Annotated in this window: 20 protein-coding genes and 2 tRNA genes; 13 read left to right on the top strand and 9 right to left on the bottom strand. The window is 59.9% G+C overall.

What is annotated here, in order from left to right; genetic code table 11:
- The first annotated feature begins 2 nt into the window (after positions 1-2).
- The gene (gene greA / locus ABNT42_RS03580; RefSeq protein WP_155433667.1) at positions 3-479 is read left to right on the top strand and encodes a transcription elongation factor GreA; all 477 of its coding nucleotides are present in this window, start codon (positions 3-5) and stop codon (positions 477-479) included.
- Complete coding sequence (locus tag ABNT42_RS03575; protein WP_348694110.1) at positions 479-961, top strand: DUF4149 domain-containing protein; 483 nt, start codon at positions 479-481, stop codon at positions 959-961. Before greA ends, ABNT42_RS03575 begins: the two co-directional genes overlap by 1 nt.
- A gap of 194 nt (positions 962-1,155) precedes the next feature.
- Here the strand turns inward: ABNT42_RS03575 and yhbY are convergent, their stop codons facing one another.
- Positions 1,156-1,620 (bottom strand): ribosome assembly RNA-binding protein YhbY, encoded by a 465-nt coding sequence (gene yhbY / locus ABNT42_RS03570; protein WP_348694107.1) that lies wholly within the window; start codon positions 1,618-1,620, stop codon positions 1,156-1,158.
- A gap of 45 nt (positions 1,621-1,665) precedes the next feature.
- Between yhbY and ABNT42_RS03565 the strand changes: the two genes are divergently transcribed.
- The 6 genes from ABNT42_RS03565 to ABNT42_RS03540 all read left to right on the top strand — a co-directional run bounded on the left by ABNT42_RS03565 (position 1,666) and on the right by ABNT42_RS03540 (position 7,044).
- Positions 1,666-2,367, top strand: a complete 702-nt coding sequence (locus ABNT42_RS03565) for an RlmE family RNA methyltransferase (RefSeq protein WP_348694104.1) — start codon at positions 1,666-1,668, stop codon at positions 2,365-2,367.
- Positions 2,368-2,567: 200 nt separating this feature from the next.
- Positions 2,568-4,451, top strand: a complete 1,884-nt coding sequence (gene ftsH / locus ABNT42_RS03560) for an ATP-dependent zinc metalloprotease FtsH (protein ID WP_348694101.1) — start codon at positions 2,568-2,570, stop codon at positions 4,449-4,451.
- A gap of 84 nt (positions 4,452-4,535) precedes the next feature.
- Positions 4,536-5,381 carry a dihydropteroate synthase gene (gene folP / locus ABNT42_RS03555; RefSeq protein WP_348694099.1) on the top strand — a complete coding sequence of 282 codons (846 nt, stop codon included), beginning with the start codon at positions 4,536-4,538 and terminating at the stop codon, positions 5,379-5,381.
- Between the two features lie 17 nt (positions 5,382-5,398).
- Positions 5,399-6,736, top strand: coding sequence for a phosphoglucosamine mutase (gene glmM / locus ABNT42_RS03550; protein WP_348694097.1), 1,338 nt, complete (start codon positions 5,399-5,401; stop codon positions 6,734-6,736).
- Positions 6,737-6,818: 82 nt separating this feature from the next.
- A tRNA-Pro gene (locus ABNT42_RS03545) sits at positions 6,819-6,895 on the top strand.
- Between the two features lie 72 nt (positions 6,896-6,967).
- Positions 6,968-7,044: transfer RNA gene (locus ABNT42_RS03540), tRNA-Arg, on the top strand.
- A gap of 165 nt (positions 7,045-7,209) precedes the next feature.
- On the opposite strand, the gene ABNT42_RS03535 is transcribed toward ABNT42_RS03540, so the two are convergent.
- Positions 7,210-7,740 (bottom strand): hypothetical protein, encoded by a 531-nt coding sequence (locus ABNT42_RS03535; protein ID WP_348694095.1) that lies wholly within the window; start codon positions 7,738-7,740, stop codon positions 7,210-7,212.
- 598 nt (positions 7,741-8,338) lie between these two features.
- On the opposite strand from ABNT42_RS03535, the gene galA reads away from it, so the two are divergent.
- The 3 genes from galA to ABNT42_RS03520 all read left to right on the top strand — a co-directional run bounded on the left by galA (position 8,339) and on the right by ABNT42_RS03520 (position 12,908).
- Positions 8,339-11,176, top strand: a complete 2,838-nt coding sequence (gene galA, locus ABNT42_RS03530) for a beta-galactosidase GalA (RefSeq protein ID WP_348694094.1) — start codon at positions 8,339-8,341, stop codon at positions 11,174-11,176.
- Between the two features lie 119 nt (positions 11,177-11,295).
- Positions 11,296-11,922 carry a hypothetical protein gene (locus ABNT42_RS03525; RefSeq protein WP_348694091.1) on the top strand — a complete coding sequence of 209 codons (627 nt, stop codon included), beginning with the start codon at positions 11,296-11,298 and terminating at the stop codon, positions 11,920-11,922.
- A 17-nt stretch (positions 11,923-11,939) separates the two neighbouring features.
- Entirely contained in the window at positions 11,940-12,908 is a 969-nt protein-coding gene (locus ABNT42_RS03520) for a hypothetical protein (protein ID WP_348694088.1), read from the top strand.
- 84 nt (positions 12,909-12,992) lie between these two features.
- Here ABNT42_RS03520 and ABNT42_RS03515 read toward each other — a convergent pair whose 3' ends face one another.
- The 5 genes from ABNT42_RS03515 to ABNT42_RS03495 all read right to left on the bottom strand — a co-directional run bounded on the left by ABNT42_RS03515 (position 12,993) and on the right by ABNT42_RS03495 (position 19,982).
- Entirely contained in the window at positions 12,993-14,210 is a 1,218-nt protein-coding gene (locus ABNT42_RS03515; protein ID WP_348694438.1) for a YncE family protein, read from the bottom strand.
- 43 nt (positions 14,211-14,253) lie between these two features.
- On the bottom strand, positions 14,254-15,321 hold the full coding sequence (locus tag ABNT42_RS03510) for a creatininase family protein (protein WP_348694085.1): 1,068 nt from the start codon (positions 15,319-15,321) through the stop codon (positions 14,254-14,256).
- A 245-nt stretch (positions 15,322-15,566) separates the two neighbouring features.
- Positions 15,567-17,519, bottom strand: a complete 1,953-nt coding sequence (locus ABNT42_RS03505) for a CocE/NonD family hydrolase (RefSeq protein WP_348694082.1) — start codon at positions 17,517-17,519, stop codon at positions 15,567-15,569.
- Between the two features lie 169 nt (positions 17,520-17,688).
- A complete protein-coding gene (locus ABNT42_RS03500; protein ID WP_348694079.1) occupies positions 17,689-19,155 on the bottom strand; it encodes an aldehyde dehydrogenase family protein in 1,467 nt (488 codons plus the stop codon).
- An 83-nt stretch (positions 19,156-19,238) separates the two neighbouring features.
- On the bottom strand, positions 19,239-19,982 hold the full coding sequence (locus tag ABNT42_RS03495) for a transporter substrate-binding domain-containing protein (RefSeq protein WP_348694077.1): 744 nt from the start codon (positions 19,980-19,982) through the stop codon (positions 19,239-19,241).
- Between the two features lie 78 nt (positions 19,983-20,060).
- On the opposite strand from ABNT42_RS03495, the gene ABNT42_RS03490 reads away from it, so the two are divergent.
- Entirely contained in the window at positions 20,061-20,693 is a 633-nt protein-coding gene (locus tag ABNT42_RS03490; protein ID WP_348694075.1) for a flavin reductase family protein, read from the top strand.
- A 33-nt stretch (positions 20,694-20,726) separates the two neighbouring features.
- On the opposite strand, the gene ABNT42_RS03485 is transcribed toward ABNT42_RS03490, so the two are convergent.
- On the bottom strand, positions 20,727-21,752 hold the full coding sequence (locus ABNT42_RS03485; protein ID WP_348694435.1) for a type II asparaginase: 1,026 nt from the start codon (positions 21,750-21,752) through the stop codon (positions 20,727-20,729).
- Between the two features lie 193 nt (positions 21,753-21,945).
- On the opposite strand from ABNT42_RS03485, the gene ABNT42_RS03480 reads away from it, so the two are divergent.
- Positions 21,946-22,296, top strand: a complete 351-nt coding sequence (locus ABNT42_RS03480) for a hypothetical protein (protein ID WP_348694074.1) — start codon at positions 21,946-21,948, stop codon at positions 22,294-22,296.
- 22 nt (positions 22,297-22,318) lie between these two features.
- Here ABNT42_RS03480 and ABNT42_RS03475 read toward each other — a convergent pair whose 3' ends face one another.
- Positions 22,319-23,461: a patatin-like phospholipase family protein gene (locus ABNT42_RS03475; protein WP_348694071.1), complete on the bottom strand. Its 1,143-nt coding sequence runs from the start codon at positions 23,459-23,461 to the stop codon at positions 22,319-22,321.
- Positions 23,462-23,471 lie beyond the last annotated feature (10 nt).

The following is a 23,471-nucleotide window of genomic DNA, read 5'->3' as shown; positions in this document are numbered from 1 at the left end:
AGATGACTTCAGTTCCACTTACCAAGTTCGGCGCAGAGCTGCTCCGCGAAGAGTTGCACCAGTTGAAGCACGTAGAGCGCCGTGTCGTGATCGACGCCATCGCCGAAGCCCGTTCGCATGGCGACCTGTCGGAAAACGCCGAATACGATGCCGCCAAAGAGCGTCAAGCCTTTGTCGAAGGCCGTATTGCTGAACTGGAAGGCAAGCTGAGCACGGCCCAGATTATCGATCCGACCACCCTCGACGCCGAAGGCCGCGTGGTGTTCGCCTCGACCGTGGATCTGGAAGATCTGGAATCGGGCGCCAAAGTGACCTACCAGATCGTCGGCATTGACGAAGCTGACCTGAAACTGAGCAAGGTTTCCGTGACCTCGCCTATCGCCCGTGCCCTGATCGGCAAATCGGCTGGCGACGTGGTCGAAGTGCAGGCTCCGTCCGGCCCGCGCGAATACGAAATTCTGGAAGTGCGTTACGTCTGATGTTACTCGCACGTACACGGCTACTGGTTGCAACGCTGTGGGCGGGCAGTATCTGGACGGTCGGCTATCTGGCCGCGCCGACCCTGTTTGCCACGCTGAGTGACCGTGTGCTGGCTGGCAATATTGCCGCCAATTTATTCGCCCATCAGGCCTGGCTGTCGATGGCCTGTGCACTGGTGATGCTGGCTTTGCTGTGGGTAGGGCGGGGTAGCGAGACGGGCGGCATTTTTGCCGGATCGGCCGCAAATTCCGCTGCCCGCACCCGTCGCGTGCTGCTGATTATCGTCGCCATCATGCTGGCCTGCACCCTGATCATGCACTTCGGCCTGCAGCCGATAATGGCTGGACTGCGTGCCACTGCCGGTCCCGGCGGCGTGATGGAAGGCGCTGCTCACAACGAATTCGGCATCCTGCACGGCATTTCCAGCAGCCTGTATCTGGTCCAGAGCCTGCTGGCCGCCTGGCTAGTTATTAAACAATAAACTAGGGGTCAGGTCGGGCAAAGTGCAGGTGTCAGGTCGGGCATCGGGGCAGAATTTAGAGTGCCCCATTGCCCGACCTGTCACCGACACTTTGCCCGACCTGACCCCATATAAAAAAGCGTATAAAAAAGCGGGGCCAGAGCATGCGGCATGCTCTGGCCCCGAATTTCTCGCAAAAACGCAGTCTGAAGGACTTAGCCCAGACTCTTTTTGGTCGATTTCTGACGCACTTTGGCGCGTTTGATGTTGCCGCCCTGAGTGACGCGCTCGTTGCCTTTCAGCAGAACTTTAGTCACGGATGGACGTTTGGTGCCGCTTGGGCTAGGCTTGACGATGGTGACTTCGCGCAGACCGCGGCCAGCTGTGGCGCTACGCTCGCTGGTGGCTTCCTTCTTCGGCCGGTAGAGTACCAGCAGTTTGCCGATATGTTGCACTGGAGCAGCATCGAGCTGTTCGCAAATGCTTTCATACATGGCAATACGGGCTTCGCGGTCGTCGCCGAACACGCGCACCTTGATCAGACCATGGGAGTCGAGGCCCAGTGAGATTTCCTTGAGGACGTTGGCGGTTAATCCCGCCTCGCCGATCAGGACGATAGGCTTCAGACCATGCGCTTCGGCGCGCAGTGCGCTGCGCTCAACGGGTGTAAGTTTTTGCATAATAATATTTTTTAGTAGTTCCCTTAAAGGCAGTATTCTACGCGAATGGCAAAGAACAAAATCAACAAAAACTGGATTCACGACCACATTAACGATCCTTACGTGAAATTAGCGCAAAAAGAGGGCTTCCGCGCCCGTGCTGCGTTCAAACTCAAGGAGATTGATGAGGACGAGAAACTGATCAAACCGGGTCAGGTCATTGTCGATCTGGGCTGTACGCCCGGAAGCTGGGGCCAGTACACGCGTCGCAAACTGGCCGGCAAGGAGGGCGGCGGCATCAATGGCACGCTGATCGGGCTGGATATCCTGCCGATGGAGCCGATTGCCGATTTCCACTTCATTCAGGGCGATTTCCGCGAGCCGGAAGTGCTGCAGCAGCTGGAAAATGTGGTGCAAGGTCAAAAAGTCGATCTGGTGCTGTCCGATATGGCGCCCAATCTGTCGGGCATTGCCGCTTCCGATGCGGCGCGGATGGAACACTTGATCGATCTGGCCATCGAATTTTCGCAGGCCCATCTGAAGCCGGGCGGGGCCCTGCTGGTGAAATGTTTTAAAGACATGGGTTTCAATGACATCGTGCTGAAATTCCGTCAGGAATTCAAAACCGTGATCCAGAAAAAGCCCAAGGCTAGCCGCGACAAGTCCTCGGAAATCTTTTTGCTGGGCCGTGGTCTGAAAAACCCGACCGATGGCATGCTTTCTTCGCAACCTTACGATGATGGTGATTTCCCTCCCGTCCGCCCTTGATATTTGCCTGAAGGGCCGCACATAGCCACCGTGAAGATCAGTTTTGACTTGATCGCACCCGTGTTTTGGTCAAATAATGTGTTTTAGGCGAGAAATCTGCACGCACCCCTGAATGGCCTTCTGGCAGTGGTTGTTTATTGCAGGTAAAATCGGATTTCAAGCTATAGGTTACAGATGCGCCCCGCATCCAAGGAGTTTTCGTGAATAACATGTTTTCCAAATCCGCCATCTGGGTAGTTGTGGTGTTGCTGCTGCTGATGTTGTACAAGCAGTTCGACAGCCATAGCGTATCCGGTGGTCCTAAAACGATCGCTTATTCCGATTTGCTGGATGAGGTTAAAGCCAAGCGCATCAAGGATGTGGTGATTGAAGGCGCCAACATCACTGCTACCCGCAGCGATGACACCAAGGTGCGCTCGACGGCCACCATGCTGGACCGCGGTCTGGTGGGTGATCTGCGCGATGCCGGCATCCATTTCGATATCAAACCACCTGAAGAGCCTGGCTTCCTGCAGCAGGTCTTCGTGTCGTGGTTCCCGATGTTGCTGCTGATCGGCGTGTGGATTTTCTTCATGCGCCAGATGCAGGGCGGCGGCAAGGGCGGTGCGTTCTCCTTCGGTAAATCGAAGGCACGCATGATGGACGAAACCAATAACACCGTGACTTTTGCCGACGTGGCCGGTTGCGATGAAGCCAAGGAAGAAGTCAACGAGATCGTCGATTTCCTGAAAGACCCGAGCAAATTCCAGAAACTGGGTGGCCGGATTCCCCGCGGCGTGCTGATGGTCGGTCCTCCGGGCACGGGTAAAACCCTGCTGGCGCGCGCCATTGCCGGTGAAGCCAAAGTACCGTTCTTCTCGATTTCCGGTTCGGACTTCGTGGAAATGTTTGTCGGCGTGGGTGCTAGCCGTGTACGCGACATGTTCGAAAACGCGAAAAAGCATTCGCCTTGCATCATCTTCATCGACGAGATCGATGCCGTGGGTCGTCATCGTGGCGCCGGTATGGGCGGCGGTAATGACGAACGCGAACAGACGCTGAATCAGCTGCTGGTGGAAATGGACGGCTTCGAAGCTTCGTCCGGCGTGATCGTGGTGGCGGCAACCAACCGTGCCGACGTGCTGGATAAAGCGCTGCTGCGTCCGGGCCGTTTCGACCGTCAGGTCTCCGTCGGTCTGCCAGATATCCGCGGCCGCGAACAGATTCTGAACGTGCACATGCGTAAAGTGCCTATCGGTACCGATGTGAAGGCCGACATTCTGGCCCGTGGTACGCCAGGCTTCTCGGGTGCCGATCTGGCCAATCTGGTCAACGAAGCAGCGCTGTTTGCTGCCCGTCGTAGCAAGCGTCTGGTCGATATGATCGACTTTGAAGATGCCAAGGACAAGATCTTCATGGGCCCGGAACGCAAGTCCATGATTATCCGCGAGGAAGAGCGTCGCAATACGGCTTACCACGAGTCCGGTCATGCGGTAGTGGCCAAGCTGCTGCCTAAGGCTGATCCGGTGCACAAAGTGACGATCATGCCGCGTGGCTGGGCACTGGGTCTGACCTGGCAGCTGCCTGAGCACGACAATATTTCGGGCTACAAGGACAAGATGCTGGAAGAGATTTCCATCCTGTTTGGTGGCCGTATCGCTGAAGAAATTTTCGTCGGCCAGATGTCGACCGGCGCCTCCAACGACTTCGCCCGAGCCACCAAACTGGCCCGTTCGATGGTGACCCGCTTCGGTATGTCCGACAGCATGGGTGTGATGGTGTACGAAGACAGCCAGAACGATGGTTTCTTTGGCGGCGCTTCCAAAACGATTTCGGAAGCGACCCAGCAACTGGTCGATGCGGAAATTCGCCGCATTCTGGATACCCAGTATCAACTGGCGCGCAAGCTGCTGGAAGAGAACCGCGACAAGGTCGAAGTAATGACCAAAGCGCTGCTGGAATGGGAAACCATCGATGCCGACCAGATCAACGACATCATGGCTGGTCTGGAACCACGCGCACCGAAAGCTGGTGTGACCATCCGCAAGCAGCCGCCTAGCGATGGCGGTTCGGGTGTGGCGCCTAGCGTGACGGCACCAGCCTAAGCACTGTCTGGCCAGTTCTAGCCGCAAGTAACAACGGGGTGAGGAGTGATCCTCGCCCCTTTTTCATTGTATCGACCGTCTTCCATGCATAGCACTTTACAGTTTGGCCGCTTTAACTACCCATTGACCGGTGAGCATGCCCGCGCCCGCGTGATGGGTATCCTGAACGTCACCCCGGATTCCTTCTCTGATGGTGGTCAGCACCACTCGCTGGAATTTGCCATTTCCCATGCCGAGGAAATGATACGGGATGGTGTCGATATCATCGATGTGGGCGGCGAATCGAGTCGTCCCGGTGCCGACCCGCTGCCGCTCGAACAGGAGTTGCAACGCGTGATGCCCGTGCTGTACGCGCTGCGCGATCAGGGCCCCGCGATTTCGGTAGATACCTACAAGCCGCAGGTGATGCGCGAAGCCATCATCGCGGGTGTCGATATGATCAACGATATCAATGGCTTCCGTGCCCCGGGCGCGATCGAAGCCGTGCGCGACAGCGACTGCGCGCTGTGCATCATGCACATGCAGAAAGACCCGCAGCAGATGCAACTGGCGCCCCAGTACGGCGATGTGGTGGCCGAAGTGATTGCCTTTCTGCGCGAGCGTATCGAGACTCTGACGGCCGCAGGCATCGACCCGCGCCGCATCTGTGTCGATCCGGGCTTTGGTTTTGGCAAGACATTAGAGCATAATTATGTTTTGCTAAGATCCACAGCACGCATCATTACCGAATTGCAGATGCCGCTGCTGGCTGGCCTGTCGCGCAAGTCCATGGTGGGCGGTATTACCGGCAAACCTGTCGAACAGCGTATGGCAGGTAGCTTGGGTGGCGCGCTGGCTGCGGTAGCGCAAGGCGCGGCTATTGTGCGCGTGCATGATGTGGCGGAAACTGTGGATGCCTTGAAAGTCTGGCAGGCTGGAATTAACCGATAACGATAGAGAGAAACGCAATGTCCCGTAAATATTTTGGCACCGATGGTATCCGTGGTCTGGTAGGCGAAGCACCGATCACGCCGGACTTCGTCATGCGTCTCGGTTACGCCGCCGGTAAAGTGCTGGTCAGTGGCCGCAGCGGCAGCTCGCGCCCGACCGTGCTGATCGGCAAAGACACCCGTATCTCCGGCTATATGCTGGAAGCGGCACTGGAAGCGGGTTTCTCCGCCGCCGGTGTGGATGTGATGCTGGCCGGCCCCATGCCGACGCCGGCCATTGCCTACCTGACCCGCGCGCTACGTCTGTCGGCTGGCGTGGTCATCTCGGCATCGCACAATCCGTTCCAGGACAACGGCATTAAATTCTTCTCTGAACACGGCACCAAGCTGCCGGATGCGGTAGAACTGGAAATCGAAGCTGCGCTGGATCAACCTATGTCTTGCGTACCATCGGAAAAACTGGGCCGTGCCAAGCGCCTGGACGACGCCAACGGCCGTTATGTGGAATTCTGCAAGAGCACCTTCCCCAACGAGCTCGATCTGCATGGCATGAAGCTGGTGGTCGATTGCGCCCACGGTGCAGCCTACAATATCGCGCCGCACGTGTTCCACGAACTGGGTGCGGAAGTGATCGCCATCGGTAACAAACCGGATGGCTTCAACATCAACTTGAAGCACGGCGCCACCGCACCGGCCGCCATGGCAGAAGCCGTGCGCGCCCACGGCGCCGATCTCGGCATCGCGCTCGATGGCGATGCCGACCGCTTGATCATGTGCGATGCCAACGGCCGCCTGTATAACGGCGATGAACTGCTGTATCTGATGGTCATGGATCGTCTGGCCACCGGCCCTGTGGCGGGCGCGGTCGGTACGCTGATGACCAATATGGCCGTGGAAGTGGCGCTGAAAGAGAAGGGCATCGGCTTTGCCCGCGCTAAAGTAGGTGACCGCTACGTGCTGGAGGTAATGAAAGAAAATGGCTGGATGCTGGGCGGCGAGGGCTCTGGCCACCTGCTGTGCCTCGACAAGCACACCACGGGCGACGGCATCATCTCGGCGCTGCAAGTGCTGTCCGCGCTCAAGCGTGCTGGCAAGTCGCTGGCTGACTGCACCAAGGATCTGGTGATCTTCCCGCAAGCGCTGATCAATGTTCGCGTCACGCCGGGCTTTGACTGGACCAAGAATGCAGCCATGGTGGCCGAGAAGGAAGCCGTGGAGCGCGAACTGGGCGATAGTGGCCGCGTACTGATCCGCGCCTCGGGCACGGAACCATTGATCCGTGTGATGGTCGAAGCACGGGAAGAGGAAGCTGCACAAAGCATGGCACGCCGGATTGCCGACAAAATGGCGGCCTAAATTCAGGCTGAACCTTTTGATAATGAAAGAAAATGCTTGTGCACATTGACGTTATAGAGCGCAAGCATTAGAATGATGTCTTCGGAGTGTGGCGCAGCCCGGTAGCGCACCTGGTTTGGGACCAGGGGGTCCAAGGTTCGAATCCTTGTACTCCGACCAAAAACACTAAGCGGGTTGTCGTCAAGACAGCCCGTTTTTCATTTCCGGCGGCATTTCCCGTCGCGACACAAACTGCCCATAGCTCAGTTGGATAGAGCATCAGCCTTCTAAGCTGAGGGTCGCAGGTTCGATTCCTGCTGGGCAGGCCAATCAAAGCTGGTATCTATGCGGGTTTCAGGGTTTTGGTGCTTACGGCTCTCAACCGATCATTATTGCCTTGTAAGCGCTCTGTAATGATGCCAATGTTACTTCCTCCTCAACCATTGCCCTTCGCAGTCCCGCGTCCAATCTCGCGCCCCGATCCCAGAACTTTTTTAGGTTTTTCGGCCCCGGACCGCTTCGTCCTTGGCAAGTCGCCGGGTAACGAAATCGAACGCGGCCAGCTTCACTTCATCCATTGTCTTGTATGGCATCTTTGAGTGCTCCACGAACGCGCCAACTGTTGCGGCAATCGTAGCGGCCCAGTGCTTCCCCTTCGGGTACACAGTGATCCGGTAGCCGTCTGCGACGATATAGCGCTTCCCGGTTGCCGAAGTCTTCCACGCTCGCGTTAGCCAGCGCTTGCGCTTTCCCGCCCGGCTTTTCATTGACGATTCACGGGCGCGGGACGCTGCCAAGTTGCCTTCCATGTGACCGGCGCAGATGCACCCGACGCCAAGCGTTTCTTCATAGTCCGGGTGTTCCATCCGATGCACGTAGCGCACCATGCTTGTTTCGCACATCCCGCATTCTTGCGACGGCTCGCCCATGTCCACAATGTCCACGCACTCCCAGCCCTTATGCGGCACCCCAGCAACAGACCATTTGCCACGGCGGGCGGATACAAGGTCTTCTTCATTTTGCAAATCGTTCTCCTTGCTGCCGCCATGACTACCGGATGCAGTGCAATTGGCTAGGCAATGCACTAAGTGTGGGGGCAGAAGTAGACTTTTCAAAGAGAATTATTTGCCGTTTCAGCAAGTATTTTTCTTGCTTGATCGTATCTGATACACCGCTTCGTGACACATTCTGGTACCCGTAGTTGTTCGCGATGACCAGGGGAATGAGCTTACTGGCAACTTCCAGAGTGGTTCAAAAGTCCCGTAAGCCAAAACCGAAAATCTGTAAGGCTTTGTGTTGTACTGGAATTTTGGCCTGCCTTGCAGGAATCGAACCTGCGACCCTCAGCTTAGAAGGCTGATGCTCCATTCAGCTGAGTTCGGCACAGTTTGTGTCGCGACGGAAAATGCGGGCGGGCCGGTTATCTAAAATTTTCCTAATAGGCAGTGCGTGTGCGCGAAATTGTCTATTCCGGAATCGTATAGTTGGAATCGTTAAAGTCATTGGTGAGCCTGAGTACGATTGCGTAACATCGCAGCGATCTGTGATAACTATTCCGTGAGTCGTACCCCGATGATTCCCACTCTGCTTTTTGTCCTGCGCCGTCGCCGTGCAGCGATGGCTATGCTGCTGACGTTTTGCTTTTCCGTGGCAGCGCTTGCAGCTCCTGACCTCACTTCAATATCCGCATCAGCCACCCAAGGTCGCGAACGTCTGTCGCTCGATCGCGGCTGGTTGTTCCATCTGGGCGATATCGTCTCGCCCGAAGTCAAAGGCCATGGCGCCAGCTATGGCTACGGCAAGGCTGGTTTCGCGTGGGGGCCGGCTGGTACGACTTACGATGACGGTGACTGGCGTGCGCTCAGCCTGCCGCATGACTGGGCGGTCGAGGGACCGTTCGATGCGCAGGAAAATCTGGCACAAGGCTACCGTCCGCGTGGGGTGGGCTGGTATCGGCGCTATCTGCGCATTGAAGCGCACGAGCGTGGCCGTCAGTTCGAGCTGCAGTTCGATGCGATCGCGACCCACGCGACGGTATGGGTCAACGGTATCCTGGTGCATCGCAACTGGTCCGGCTACAACGGCAGCAACATCAATATCACCCCCTACCTGCGCTATGGCGACGAGATGAATACCATCGCCGTGCGGGCCGATGCCGTGCCGATGGAAGGCTGGTGGTACGAAGGCGCAGGTATCTATCGCCACGCATGGCTGGTCAAGCGCGCGCCTTTGCATATTGTGACGGACGGCCTGCATGCAACGCCGCGCCTTAGCCCGCAAGGGCAGTGGAGTATTCCTGTTGCCGTGACGCTGAAAAATGGCGGCAAGGCTGCGACTAGCGCCGTAGTCGAAGTGGCGCTGCGCGATCCATCCGGTGCACTGGTGGCGACTCGCCGCAGCAAGGTGCAGGTGCCTGTGCTGGCGCAGGAAGTAGTGCGCTTGCCGCTGCAGATCGCCAAGCCGGCATTGTGGTCGCTGCAGCAGCCACAACTCTATCAGGTCAGCGCACGGGTGATACAGAATGGCACTGCGGTGGATGAAACCAGCCTGCACACCGGTCTGCGCGAGATCCGCTTCGATCCTGAGCATGGCGCTTTCCTCAACGGCCAGCACGTTAAACTGCAGGGCGTGAGTATCCATCAGGACCATGCCGGTGTGGGTGTGGCCGTACCCGATGCAATCTGGGCGTATCGTCTGCGCCGTCTGAAAGAGCTGGGTGCCAATGCAATCCGCTTTACCCACGGTGCCCCGGCGGCCGAAATACTCGATATGGCAGACCGTATGGGGTTCCTCGTCATGGACGAGAACCGCAATTTCAATATCTCGCCGGATTATATGCAGCAGCTGGAGTGGCTGGTGCGGCGTGATCGTCACCATCCGAGTGTGGTGCTGTGGTCACTGTTTAACGAGGAGCCCATGCAGTCCACCGAGGCGGGCTACCAGATGGCACGTACCATGGCGGCGGCCGTCAAGGCGCTTGACGATACGCGGCCGGTAACGGCGGCCATGAACGGCGGCTTCTTTGCGCCCTTTAACGTGGGGCAGGCGCTCGATGTAGTGGGGGCCAATTATCAGGTGGACGCCTACGACAAGTTCCATCTGCAGTTCCCCAAGGTGCCCTTCACCAGCTCGGAAGATACCTCGGCCTTCATGACACGCGGTGTCTACACTACCGACCAGAGCACCAATGTGTTTGCCAGTTATGACGACGATTACGCCAGCTGGGGCAATAGCCATCGCGATGCATGGGAGGCGATTGCGCGTCGTCCGTTTGTGGCGGGTGGCTTCGTCTGGACCGGCTTTGATTATCGCGGCGAGCCTACGCCGAATCAGTGGCCGGCCGTGAACTCGGTGTTCGGCATCATGGATCTGAACGGTTTCGCCAAGAATGCCTACTACATTCATCAGGTACAGTGGATCAAGGACCAGCCGCTGGTGCATATCGCGCCGCACTGGAACTGGGCTGGCCGTGAGGGGCAGGCGATCCGCGTGATGGTGATGTCGAATGCGGAGAAGGTGGCGCTGCGGCTGAATGGACAGCCACTAGGCGAACAGCAGGTGGACCCATATCGCATGAATTATTTCAAGGTGCCTTATGCTGCCGGCAAGCTGGAAGCGCTGGCCTACCGTGGCGGCAAGCTGGTCGCGCAGACTGCTGTCGAGACCACGGGCGCGCCCGTGCGCATCGAGCTGGTGCCTGATCGCGCCGAACTGCGCGGCGATGGTCGCGATGCGATGCCGATTACGGTGCGGGCGCTGGATGCGCAGGGCCGCGCTGTGCCGCTGGCCGATGCGGAAATCCGCTTCAGCGTGCAGGGGGCAGGGCAGTCGCTCGGCCATGGTAATGGCGATCCCACTTCGCACGAAGACGAAAAAGGCCCGACCCGCAAACTGTTCCACGGTCTGGCGCAGTTGATCGTGCAATCGCTCGATAACAGCGCAGGTGAGCTGGTGGTGGAGGCCAGTGCTGCAGGGCTGGCGCCGGCGCGGCTGGTGCTGCCGGTGCGCGCGGTCACGCCGCTGCCATCGCAGCCGGCATCGGCAGCGCCCTTCAACACGGTCAACTACTGGCGCATTTCACCTTTCAGTACCACGCGGCCTGACCCGAATCAGGTACTGGCGGACTTCGATATGAATACGTGGGAGTATGGTGACCCGCCTATGCTGCGCGCAGCGGAGGCGGAAAAATCAGGCTACCGGATTTACCGTGCCAGTTTCACGCCCCGCAAAAAACTGGCCGATGGCAGCGGCGTGCTGCACTTCCTGCGTGTGGCCGGACGTGCCGAAGTCTGGCTCGATGGTCAGCTGATAGGCCGCAAGGACGATGACGCTGCCGCACCGCTGCGCGTTACGCTGCCTGCGGGTGCGGGGGCGCGTCAGCTGAACGTGCTGATCGAAGGACGGCAGGGGCAGGCTAGCGGGATCGAAGGTGTCGTGCGGGTTGAGCCGGCACTCCCTTGAACATCCATACTACCGGCGTTGGAACTCGATGCCGCGCGGTGACATTTGGCGTATTTTCATGGAATGTCTGATGGTAAGCTGCACCATCTTTTCGCATAACCATGGGAGTACATCAGGGCATGGCCAAGTTTTTTCTGCTGTTCTTCTCTTTGCTAGCCAGCGCGGCAGCCAGTGCGGCCGCAGAGCGTGCTGACGATCCGTTACGGCCTCTAACGGAGTGCGTCAACCGTGATGGCTTCCAGTTTCGTCAGCGTGACCGCTTGCCCGCCAGCGCGACGGGGCGTATGGTCCGTACCCGTCAGGGCGAACTATCCGTTTCGACTGCGGATGGCTACCGCCTGATGATGTTCCGCAACAGTAGTGCCGCGCTGGTCAACCTGAAGCTGGAGCGTTCGTTCCGCGGGCGCTTTGCCGATGACCGCCTGGCCATTACGACGCAGGTGCAGGATATTGCTGCGGCAAGCAAGCCGCCCAACGAGATCGTGCTGGAACGTAGTACACAGCAGGGAGTCGAGATACTGGGTCTGAACTTCAAAGTGTTTGGCTTGGCCGCAGGTGTGCTCGGCCACTATACCCTGTTCGATGAACGCAGCGGCACCACCGCCACTGCCTACCTGCTGAATCAGCGTGAGGAAGTGCGCGAGTTTGCGAGTGAGGCGGAATACTTCGCCTTGCGCACGCGGTTTGTTGCGCTGCTTGCGGATTGTCTTGCCACTGGCGGGCAGTCAAGCGGACAGCAGCAATAGATCGGGGAGTAAGAGATATGTGGCGCTGGACTGTTTTACTGGGCGGTTTGCTGGCAATCGCCGGTGCGCAAGCCTGCCCGCTAGCCGATGATCTGGTGCGCCGCTATGGCATCTCCGCTACCGGTTTCGAACGCGAGATTCCTGCCGAAGAAGCGCATTTCGGCGGTGGCGACGAGCAGGTGGTGCAGGTTCCTTTGAACGGGCGCGGTGCGATACTCGATGGTTACAGCCATCTGGCGTTTGTGCATACGCTGAGCAAGCAGGCTTGGATACTGCGTTCCGGTGGCTATGCCGGGGTGCGTGAATGGTATGGTCCGGTCAGTGTGGACATGGATCTACTGGCCGGTTGCACTGGTTCCCAAGCTCCGGTGCCTCGCGAGGTGCTGGCGCCAGTACGCTGCGCTTCTACCGGGCCGGATGCGCAGCAGCGCGATCTGAAGCTGGCCGAGATACTGGGCGAGACGGGCGAGCGGGTGTATTTCTATCGTGGCTGGGATGGTTGTCCCGAACGTGGCACGGCCTGCCGCGAGAACAGCTACCTCGTACCCGGTGATCAGGTGGTGGTGGGCCAGAGGCAGGGGGAGTGGAGCTGCGTCTGGTATCAAGGGCGCAAGCGGCAGTTTATCGAATGGGTGCCGACCAATAAGCTGAAGCTCCTGCCTGCGCCGCCCATACCAACGCAGGATGACTGGATCGGGCTATGGGTGGATGATCCGCAGCGCATCAAGATTAGGCGTGACAGCAGTGGCCAGTTGCAGATGGATTCGAAGCTGCGCTGGGACGGCGGCCTATCCATGAGTGGCGAACCGTATAGTAATTTTGGCGGTATGACCGCGCCCTTGCGCACCGCCGGAGCAACGGCCAGCGCTGCCGATGATTATTGCAAGGTCGGTATGACCTTGCTGGGCCGGATATTGGTCGTCAACGACAATTTCAGCTGCGGCGGCATGAACGTGCGCCATAGCGGTATGTATTTACGCAAGTAGCATACGGCTGGACCCCGCAGCGGGCGGCGACCAGCCGGTATCTGCAGCGGCTGGCGCCGCCGCAGTAAGGCTGAGCAACGCTGCTTAGCGCAGATTGCCCGTATGGCCTACCGAGTAGCGGCCCGGTTGCGGCCAGACGACGAGGCCGTGCGGTTCCTGTCCCACTTTGATCTGCTTGACGCTGCCATCGGTGGTGTCGAAACGGTACACCACGTCGTCGAAGCGGCCGGACAGCCACAGTGCTTTGCCATCGGCGCTGACGTTGCCCATGTCGGGGCTACCGCCACCTGGAATCTGCCACTGTGCCACCACTTTTTCGGTGGCGAAGTCCACTACCGTCACGCTACCGCGTACTTTGCGGCGGCCATGAATGCTGTGGGTGCCCCGGTTAGCTACGTAGAACTGTTTGCCGTCGCGGCTAGGGTAGATGCCGTGCGCGCCCAGTCCGGTGGAGATGAAGCCGACTTCCTTGAAGGCGTCACCATCGACGATGTGCACACCGTCGGCATCCATGTCGGCGATGTAGAAGCGCTTGCCGTCCGGCGAAATGCGTATGTCCTGCGGCATACCTTTCTTGGAGCTGCAGATTTCGCTGGCGAACGGACCATCTGATGGCGGCACGTCCTTGAAGCGGGTGCTCGGCATCGTCAGCTTCAGATAGCCCAGTACCTTGCGTTCGACCAGATCGATCTTGGCCACGCTGCCGGCGAATTCGCAGGTGAACAAGGCGTAGCGGCCATCGATGGAAAAGTCGGCATGGTTGATACCGCCGCACTTGGGCACTTCGATCGAGTACTGCATGGCCATCGTCTGCGGATCGCGGAAGTCCAGACGGTGCTTGGCTTCGGCCACCACAATGGCGGATTTGCCATCCGGCGTGAAGTACAGATTGTAAGGGTCATCGACGGCGACTTCCTTGCCCGGCTTGCCCGTACGGGGATCGATAGGCGTCAGGCTGCCGATGTTGGTGCGTTCGGCATTGTTGGCCACCCACAGGGTGCGCAGGTCCCACGAAGGGATTACGTGCTGGGGTGCTTTGCCGACCTTGAATTTGTCCACCACCTTGAGCGTCACAGGATCGATCACGGAGACATCGTTGGAGCGCAGATTCGGCACGTACACGCGTTCCAGATCGCCTTTCACGGCCGCGGCAATATAGGCCGGACCATTGGTTTCGCTGTAGATGTTATTGCGGTTCACCACCGGCGGCATACCCGGCACGGTAGCGATCGGTGCGGCGGCCGGGGCTGCCGCTTTGTCGCTGACTTTATCGGCGGCGACAACGGCGCCGGCAGCAGCCAGCGCAACGATGATGGCGGCACGCAGTGTAGTTGGAGTGTTCACATTAGTTCCTATGGCTGGAGGTGGAGGCGCGAGGTTCGCGCTCGTTTAAATAATGACGTAATCGGGTGACCGAGCTATCGACGATACGCTGCAGGCCCAGTTGCCCCAGTTCGGCGCTGGCACGGCGTGGATCGCCCTGTACGCCATCGGCCGGCCCCGGCTTGGGCTGGCGTGCCATGGCTGCGCTGCGCACCAGCGACGGATCGACGGCTAGCGTCAGTGCCGTATCGGCCAGTCCCGCATGGGTGCCGATTTCGGCTTCGCTATAGCCGCGGCTTTTCAGTTCGGCCACATAGCTGGACTGGGCGGCCTGATAGTAGTCGAGCAGGGCATAGGCGCGGCATTGCTCGTCGGCAGCCCAGCTCTGGTTGAGTTTCTGTGCCACTTTGGCGAGGTTCTTCTGGTAGCCACCATGGTCGCCGATGAAGATGACATCGCGGAAGCCGTGCTGGCGCAGGCTGCGTGCAGTCGCTTCCAGCAGCGCTTCGAAGGTGGCCTCCGGTATCGAGATGGTGCCGCTAAAGCGCATGTGGCCACTAGCCGGCTTGATCTCGCCCTCCGGCACGTAGGCCACTACAGGGGCGACCAAGGTGTGACCAAGACGCAGGGCAATGTGCTGCGCCAGATACAGCGCACGCACGTTGTGCTTGCCCAGCGCCAGATAGGGGCCGCTCTGTTCGGTGCCGCCCACGGGGACGATGATGGTGCGGCTGCCGGCGGCAATCCGTTCACGCAGTTCGCTACTGCTCAGCTGTTCCAGTGTGACGCTGGCCAGCATGGCAGGCGTGGCAGTGGTGAGTGCCGGTGCGGCTGCGGCGTCGCCGGCGGCTTTGATGTTACTGGCAGGCTGGTTCTGGGCGGCAGTGCCGGCCGGTGTGGCGAGTACCAGCGTGGCAGCCAGCAGCAGGCCCAGGCCGACACCCAAGCCAGCGTCGCGGCTAGGGGGGCGCTGCTCGCTGCGGTCGGCCTGCCCCGTGCGGTGGCAAACGCTGACAGCCTGCCGGCCGCCGAGGGCGGGCAGGGGGAAATTCAGGACGTGACGAGCTTGCTGCTTCAAGCGTTGTTTCATGGTGCGGTGGTGGTTGGGGAACTGCCCCCGTGTTGCGCTACTGTTTTCTCACTGCGCCGTGTGCGTCAGACGGTGTCCAGTGTCGCTGTTTTGGGGCCTACAGTTCATTGATGTGGATCAAATATTTCTGCATTGCTGCAGCATACAGCGAGTCCTGCCGGCGCGGTAGCGGCAACTCTAAGGTGTGGCGGGGAACGGCGCGGCCGGAGCAGGCAGGTTGCCGCTCCGGCGCGGATGGGGCAGGCTTACTGGCCCAGCACTTGCACTTCGATGCCGGAATACATGGCCGGCGCGTGATAGATGCGCTGGGTGGCTTTGCGGAAGTCTTCCCGCTTGGCTTGCGGAATATCGACAAACGTCTGCGGGTTCAGGTCCACCAGCGGGAACCATGAACTCTGGATCTGCACCATGATGCGATGGCCATGGCGGAAGGTGTGGTGGACGTCGCTCATGCTGAAGTTGATGGCCTCCACTTTGCCGGGCGTGAAAGGCTGGGGCGTTTCGAAACCATTGCGGAACTTGCCGCGCAGGGGATCACCGCGCACCAGCTGCTGGTAACCGGCCATGGTCAGCGTGGGCTTGGGCACGTCGTTGACGCGCGCAGCGCCATCGTCGCTGTGCGGATATTCGGCCGGATACACATCGATCAGTTTGACGATCCAGTCGGCATCGGTGCCTGTGGTGGAAACGAACAGGCGCGGCTTGATGGGGCCAGCCAGCGTCACGTCTTCTTCCAGCACTTCGCTGCGGTAGGTCAGCACATCGGGCCGCGAGGCGGCGAAGCGCTGGTCGCCTACCATGTATTCCTTGGGCACGCCCTGGGCCGGATAGGCGGTATAGGGCACCGGCTTGAGCGGATCGGCCACGTATTCGTCAAACTCGGCGCCGGCGCCCGGCTGTGTCCAGCCCAGCTTGCCATCAGGCGCCAGATACAGTGTGCGCGTTCTGGCCTGTTGCGGCGGCCATGCGGGATAGGTGCGCCACACATTGCTGCCCGTCTCGAACGCATAAACCTGCGCCGCACCCTTGTTGCTCTTGCCTTTCAGGTGCTGCTCGAAGAAGGGATACAGGATGTTGCTGCGGAAGTAGGCACCCGTCTTGGCATCGAATTTCACATGGCCCAGACTCTGGCCATCGGCCCGGTTCCATGCACCATGCGACCAAGGCCCCATCACCAGACCGCTGTAGATGGTGGGGTTGTTGCGCTTGATGGCGGCGTAAGTGCTGAGTGGCCCTTGCAAGTCTTCCGCGTCATACCAGCCGCCTACCGTGAGCACGGCTGCCTTGATGTTTTTCAGGTGCGGCACGATGTCGCGCTGTTTCCAGAAATCGTCATAGGTGCTGTGCTGGATGGTCGGCATCAGCAGGGCACGCTGGTTGGCGCTCAGCTTGGCCGTGATGTTGGACAGCGTCAGATGCTTGAGGAAGAAGTCGTAGCCATCTGCCTCGCCATAATCGAAGCGCTCCCACGTTTTGGGCAGCGGAGTAGGGTTGGGTGCCTCGACGAAGGCGGAATAGAAATCGAAATTGGCCGCCAGCATGAAGGCGCCACCGTGGTAGGAGTCGTCATTCATGAACAGATTGGTGACGGGCGCCTGCGGCGATGCGGCTTTGATGGCCGGATGCGAATCGATGATGCTGGCCGAAGTGTAGAAGCCGGGGTAGGAAGTGCCCAGTATGCCGACTTTGCCATTGTTGTTGGCAACGTTCTTCAGCAGCCATTCCACTGTGTCGTGCATGTCCTGACTTTCGTTGCCCTGACCGGCTGCGCGCTGGCTGGCCGCGTGCGGCGTCATTTCCACCCACTTACCTTCCGACATGTAGCGACCGCGCACATCCTGTTTGACGAAGATGTAGCCGCTATCCTCGAACTCCTGCGCCGGCCCGATGTGTTCGGGATAGTAGTCCACCCCGTAATGCAGCTGGCCATCGGCCTGTACACCGGCGCTGTAGGGCGTGCGCTGGATCAGGAAGGGATAGCTCTTGCTTGCATCCTTGGGCACGTAGACGGCCGTGAACAGGCGCACGCCGTCGCGCATGGGGATGCGGAACTCATACTTGGTGTAGTGCTCGCGCAGGCTGTAGCGGGGGGCGGCGGTATCGGCCGCCATGGCGGGAGCAGGCGGCACCGCCAGTGTCAGGGCCAGCGTAACGGCCAGTGTCAGGGCGGAGAGCGGGGTGCTGGAGCGCAGTGTCATGGGTTCCTTGCGTAAAGTAAGGCAAACCCGACTAGTGTAATCGCAGTGGATAACTTTGGCTGCGAAATTTTTACGCAGCGATATTTTTCCTTTTTAAAACAGCGAGTTAATCTGGTCGGGCTGGCTTTGTTAACAGCCTTATCCACAGAATTTGTTAACAACCGTCCTCTTAAAGTTTGGGCAGGCGTAGGGAATCCACCACCAGACGGATCAGGCGCTGGCGCGCTGCCGTATAGGGCGGGAAGAACAGCTTGATCAGCATCAGCGGGGTGGCGCGCAGCACGGCGCGTTCGTGCGACATGGCTCTGAAGCCGTATTCGCCATGTGCATTGCCGATGCCGGAATTGTTGACGCCGCCGAAGGGCAGGTTGCCGTGGGCAAAATGCGCGACGCAGTGATTGACGCACACGCCGCCCGAACTGGTTTGTTCGACGATCTGGCGGATCTGCTCGTTACTGCTGCTCCACACATACAGCGCCAGCGGCTTGGGCGCAGCATTGATGCTGGCGATGACCTGATCGATATCGTCGTAGGCGATGATGGGCAGCAGCGGGCCGAAGATCTCTTCCGACATGATGGCGGCGTCAGGCGGAATATCTTCCAGCAGAGTAGGTGCCACATAGCACTGCTCCAGATCGGTCAGACCGCCTGTGCTCAGTACCGCGCCGCGCTGCAAGGCATCGGTCAGCAGGCCGGCCACCCGTTCCGTGTGGCGCCGGTTGACGATGCGGGTCAGGTCAGGATTGCTCAGGCGTGCGCTGCCGTCCGCACCATAGCGCTGATCGAGCACGCGACGGCAGGCTGCGACGAAGGCGCTTTTCACGCTGCGGTGGACGTAGACATGGTCGGGCGCCACGCAGGTCTGGCCGTTGTTGAGGAATTTGCCCCACATCAGGGTTTCGGCGGCCAGCGTCAGGTTGGCGCTGGCATCGACGATGGTGGGCGATTTGCCGCCCAGTTCCAGCGTCACGCTGCTCAGGTGGCGCGCGGCGGCGGCCATCACCAGTTTGCCCACGGCAGGGGAACCGGTGAAGAAGATGTGGTCGAACGGCAGATCGAGCAGGGCCTGTGCGGTGGGCTGGCTGCCTTCGAACAGCGCGACCTGCTCGGGCGGGAAGATGTCGGCAATGATGCGCGCCATCAGGGCCGAGACGGCTGGCGTCATTTCCGATGGTTTGATCATGGCCGTGTTGCCGGCCGCCAGAGCGGAAACCAGCGGGCCGAAACACAGACTGAGCGGGTAGTTCCACGGTGCGATGATCAGCACCCGGCCGCGGGGCTGGTACTGCACCGAGGCGCGCGTCCCCAGCATTGTGCTGGTGGGCCAGTGGCCGCGCGGTTTCATCCAGCGCTTGAGCGAACCCAGCGCATGGCGGATTTCATCCATCACGGGCAGGAATTCCGAAGCTTCCACTTCGGCCGGCGCTTTGCGGTAGTCGGCGGCGAAAGCGGTGTAGAACGCTTCACGCTGGGCCATCATGGCGTCGCGCAGGCGCAGCAAACGCTGTTTGCGCTCGGCGGCGCTGGACTGGCGCCAGCGCAGGGCGGTGGCCTGTTGTGCTGCAAAAGTGCGCTGGATCAAACTTACATCGGCTTCCGTCATGCTGGCAGTCTCCCTATTTTTTATGGAGGCCATTATTGCTGCATTTTTATAACCGAGCAAGCGCTTGATTTTTTTCTGGGAAGCAGCAACGGCTTCTTTCCCGCTACGTCGAGAGATTACTGGGCGCTGCCGCGCGGGGGACGGAAATGATCGAGGATGGCCTGCATCCGGCCACGCCGTTTGAGCGACTGGATAGCATGATCGAGGCTGGCCAGGCTGAGTTTTCCCTGTGCCGGCAAGGCACAATAGGTGTCGAAGGTCCACACGGTGTACGTGACGGGATTCAACGTGGCACGCTCCGGATGTACCTTGCGCTGGTAGTCGTAATACAGGCTGTTGGTAATGATGTAGGTGAAGCGTTTGTGCAACAGTTTGGCCACATTCTGGTCATTATTGGCCGCATCGTCGCGGGTAAATTCATCATCGAGCGGCTGTTCCACATGGGGATAGTGGTAGCCGAGGATGGTGCCCACGCGCTGGCGACGCAGTTCGTAGACGCTGCGGATGGCCGCCGTATCGCGCCGTGTGGCGACGATTTCATGGTTGGCGAAAATCGCTTCCGACCACAGCCAGTCCTTGCTATCCAGCCATTCGGGGCGCATATCGCATACTACGTCGGCCGTGCCGTTGCGTAGCGGCGCCTCCAGCCGTTTGCGCGGCACCAGCAGGTAGCGGGCGCTGTAGCCCAGTTCCTGTGCCAGCGCATCGCCGAACGCCTTGATCAGGCCGCCGGTGAGCTGGCCTTGCTGGAATTCCGTGTGGGGCATGGCGGTACCGGTGGAAACGGCGAACACCAGCTCCTCGCCGTACGCGGGCGCGAGGCAGCAGATGGTGACAATTAGTGAGAATAGCCGTTTCATATGGGTATCATACCCGTAGTCGTAACGGATGCCGGTTTCCGTTATGCATAGAGTTTATTTGCCTGAAAGGATGAGTGCATGCACGACAGCTACTTTTACCAGCCTGCGCACGGTCACGGCCTGCCCCATGATCCGTTCAACGCCATCATCGGCCCCCGTCCGATCGGCTGGATTTCCACGCTGGGGGCAGACGGTGTGCGCAATCTGGCGCCCTACAGTTTTTTCAATGCCTTCAACTACACGCCACCACTGATCGGTTTTTCCAGTCTGGGGCGCAAGGACACGCTGCGCAATATCGAGCATAGCGGCGAATTCGTCTGGAATCTGGCGACCCGCCCGCTGGCCGAGGCCATGAACCTCAGCTGTGCGCCAGCGCCGCCGGAAGTCGACGAGTTTGCACTGGCCGGCGTCACACCGCAGTCCTCGCAACTGGTACAGCCGCCGCGCGTGGCCGAAAGTCCGGTGGCGTTCGAGTGCCGCTGCAGCCAGATCGTGCGGCTGAAAACCGCCGCCGGTGCAGAGACCGATGCGTGGCTGATACTGGGGGAGGTGGTGGGCGTGCACATTGCCCGTAGTCTGCTCAAGGACGGGGTGTACGACACGGCAGGCTCGCAGACCATATTGCGCGCTGGCGGGCCGGCCGATTACTTCGAAATCCAGCCCGATAGTCTGTTCCGCATGGCGCGGCCAGAGTATCCGCCGCGCGGCTAGCAGCGGCGGAGCGGGCTGGAAAGCGCTACCTGATCAGTAGCGGTAGAACATGCGCTGGATTTCCTTGCTGTCCGTGCTGCGGGTCAGGGCCAGCATCAGCAGAATGCGGGCTTTCTGGGGATTGAGCGTATCGGCGGCCACGAAGTCCAGTTCATCGTCATTGGCTTCACCGTTGCGTGCAACGATGCCCTGACCAACGCGGCTGGCGCGCACGATCAGCACGCCCTGCTGGCGTGCCGATTTCAGTGCCGGCACCACTTTGCCCGCCAGACTGCCGTCGCCCACGCCGGCGTGGATTACGCCTTTGGCGCCGCTGGCGACCACGGCATTCAGCGCTGCCGGGCCCATGTTGGCATAGCCGTAGACGATGTCTACCTGTGGGAGGGCATCCAGTTTGCTGATATCAAATTCCGTATCGACCGTGTGCTTGCGTGCCGACACATGGTAGAAATAAGGCTTGTTGCCCTGAATATAGCCCAGCATGCCCAGTTCCGGCGTCTTGAAGCTATCCAGCGTCGAGGTATTGGTTTTGGTGACATCACGGGCAGCGTGGATCTGGTCATTCAGTGCGACCAGCACGCCTTTGCCGATCGCGTCCTGACTGGCCGCCAGCAGCACGGCGTTGTACAGATTGATCGGGCCGTCGGCCGAGAGTGCCGTGCCGGGACGCATGGCGCCTACCAGTACCACCGGCTTTTTGCTCTTGACCACCAGATCGAGGAAGTAGGCAGTTTCTTCCAGCGTGTCGGTGCCGTGGGTGATGACGATGCCATCCACATCGGGCTGGGCCAGCAGGGTGTTGACGCGCTTGGCCAGCGTCAGCCAGTGTTCGTTGCTCATGTTTTCGCTGGCGATCTGGAACACCTGTTCGCCTTTGACCTGTGCCACTTTGGCCAGTTCCGGCACGGCCTGGATCAGACGGTCGACGCCCACCGTGGCAGCCGTGTAGCCCACCGTGGTCGTGCTGGTGGCACCGCTACCGGCGATGGTGCCGCCCGTGGCGAGGATGGTGACATGGGCCAGTTTTTCAGCCGCCTGGGCAGCATTAGTTAGCAGCATGGCGCAAGCAAACAGCGCCTGTAGCAGGCGGGCGGGTAGCGGATGGGACATGGGTTCTCCTGAGCGGGCTGTAAAGCAGGTGATAGTAACAAATACCCGGCCTGTCAACAATGCAAGCCGCTGGTGCGTTATGTCTGGCGGGACACAGTGTTTTGGTGGATAATTTTCCTGAAAATGTTATAAAAGAGAAAATATGATGATGTTTCTAAACGTCATGCGGGTGCTCAGTCTGTGCGCTCTGATGCTGGCGCTGGCAGCCTGCGGCAAGAGCGCGGCCCAGCAGCATCAGGAAGACGTGGCCACGCTCACCAGTCAGGGTGAAAAATATGTGAAGGAAAAGGTGCTGGAGCCCGGCGCGGCCCAGTTCCGCAACCAGTTCATCGGCAAGGGCGGTGCGCCCTGCGGTGAAGTCAATACCAAGGATGCGTTCGGCGGCTATATCGGCTACCAGCGCTATATCGCCGTGGCGCGCGATCTGACGCTGCTGGCGCAGGATGTGGCGCCTGAGGAATTCGAGCAGAGCTGGCGCCAGCTGTGCCGTTAGGGCAGCGTCGCTCGCCGCGACCTTAGCCCCGTACGCTGCGCAGCGGCTTGCTATGACGGGTCAGGCGGCGGATGCGCGGTGGATGCTGGCCGCGCGGATGCTGCAAGGCTTCCTGCGCGCGTTCGTAGCCGAAGCGCCACTGGTCATCCATAAAACGGACAAACTCTTCATAAGTAGGCGGCATAGCCAGTTCGATGCGGTTGCGGCGCCAGTGCAGTTTCTGCTGCAGTTGCTGGCGAGCCAGCGTGTGCGACACATCCGAACTATCGATGCGGATGTCGGCCAGATGGGTATTCGCATAGCGTAGCCGTGCATTGCCGTTCACGCCCAGTACGGCACGCCATGCCGGGATGGCAAAGAACTGGTCGAAGGCTTCTTTGAACTCCATTACCACTTCGCGTCCCAGCCGGCGCGCAATTTCAACGGGGAACAGATCCAGCACGCCTCCAATGTATTCATGGCCCTGATAGGGCTGGCAGCGGAAGTAGTACATATCGGCTATCGAGATGCGGGCAGCCTGTTCCAGCGGCACGCCTTGTTCCAGCAGCAGCTGGTCGGCAATGGCGTGCTGGCCCCAGCGCGGCGCGCTCAGCGGCGCTTTTAAATGCGCCAGCAGCGCGGCGCTGCGGGCGTCGCAGAACACGGTCTGGGCAAACAGCTTGCGCTGGCCCCGTGGCAGGCCCACTTCGCTGGCATCGAACAGCAGCTTGCCGCCGATGATGGCCACCGCGACTTCTGCCTTGCCGCTAGCGGGCGGGGGCGGGAAGGGCAGTTGCGGCGGAATCTCGAACAGATAATCACCGAACAGGTCGGGAATCACGGGGGCATTTCCACCCGATAGCTTGCGCCTTGCCGCGGCCAGCAGGGTGCCGGTCAGATTGGCCTGCGGAGTCGAGCGCAGACTGCACCAGAACTGGTACATGGCGGGCGACGATAGCCAGGCGCGCTGCGCGTCCGGATCGGGCAGATGGTGAATGATGGTGGCGGCTATCGCGCCACCGCAACTGGCCAGCAGCACGTCCGGTGCCTGTCCGGCCGCGCGCAGCGCCGCATACATGCCGATATAGATGCCGAAACGGAAGCCGCCGCCACCTAGCACCATACAGCGCTGATAGGGGCGGGCGGCCAGCGAGGTCTGTGGTTCTTGCTGGGAAGACGAATTCATGGCAACCACC

Origin of the sequence: Duganella fentianensis (assembly GCF_964031615.1) — a bacterium.
Classification (GTDB): domain Bacteria; phylum Pseudomonadota; class Gammaproteobacteria; order Burkholderiales; family Burkholderiaceae_D; genus Rugamonas; species Rugamonas fentianensis_A.
Note: the sequence above shows the minus strand (reverse complement) of the source record. Positions and strands in the feature narration are given on the sequence as shown.

Bases quoted from the DNA above. Each gene is read 5' to 3' on its own strand.
- greA (WP_155433667.1), top strand. From the start codon at position 3: ATGACTTCAGTTCCACTTACCAAGTTCGGCGCAGAGCTGCTCCGCGAA.
- ABNT42_RS03475 (WP_348694071.1), bottom strand. From the start codon at position 23,461: ATGAATTCGTCTTCCCAGCAAGAACCACAGACCTCGCTGGCCGCCCGC.
- ABNT42_RS03495 (WP_348694077.1), bottom strand. From the start codon at position 19,982: ATGAAACGGCTATTCTCACTAATTGTCACCATCTGCTGCCTCGCGCCC.
- ABNT42_RS03490 (WP_348694075.1), top strand. From the start codon at position 20,061: ATGCACGACAGCTACTTTTACCAGCCTGCGCACGGTCACGGCCTGCCC.
- ABNT42_RS03510 (WP_348694085.1), bottom strand. From the start codon at position 15,321: ATGAAACAACGCTTGAAGCAGCAAGCTCGTCACGTCCTGAATTTCCCC.
- ABNT42_RS03575 (WP_348694110.1), top strand. From the start codon at position 479: ATGTTACTCGCACGTACACGGCTACTGGTTGCAACGCTGTGGGCGGGC.
- yhbY (WP_348694107.1), bottom strand. From the start codon at position 1,620: ATGCAAAAACTTACACCCGTTGAGCGCAGCGCACTGCGCGCCGAAGCG.
- ABNT42_RS03525 (WP_348694091.1), top strand. From the start codon at position 11,296: ATGGCCAAGTTTTTTCTGCTGTTCTTCTCTTTGCTAGCCAGCGCGGCA.
- glmM (WP_348694097.1), top strand. From the start codon at position 5,399: ATGTCCCGTAAATATTTTGGCACCGATGGTATCCGTGGTCTGGTAGGC.
- folP (WP_348694099.1), top strand. From the start codon at position 4,536: ATGCATAGCACTTTACAGTTTGGCCGCTTTAACTACCCATTGACCGGT.
- ABNT42_RS03520 (WP_348694088.1), top strand. From the start codon at position 11,940: ATGTGGCGCTGGACTGTTTTACTGGGCGGTTTGCTGGCAATCGCCGGT.
- ABNT42_RS03480 (WP_348694074.1), top strand. From the start codon at position 21,946: ATGATGATGTTTCTAAACGTCATGCGGGTGCTCAGTCTGTGCGCTCTG.
- ABNT42_RS03565 (WP_348694104.1), top strand. From the start codon at position 1,666: ATGGCAAAGAACAAAATCAACAAAAACTGGATTCACGACCACATTAAC.
- galA (WP_348694094.1), top strand. From the start codon at position 8,339: ATGCTGCTGACGTTTTGCTTTTCCGTGGCAGCGCTTGCAGCTCCTGAC.
- ABNT42_RS03500 (WP_348694079.1), bottom strand. From the start codon at position 19,155: ATGGCCTCCATAAAAAATAGGGAGACTGCCAGCATGACGGAAGCCGAT.
- ABNT42_RS03505 (WP_348694082.1), bottom strand. From the start codon at position 17,519: ATGACACTGCGCTCCAGCACCCCGCTCTCCGCCCTGACACTGGCCGTT.
- ABNT42_RS03485 (WP_348694435.1), bottom strand. From the start codon at position 21,752: ATGCTGCTAACTAATGCTGCCCAGGCGGCTGAAAAACTGGCCCATGTC.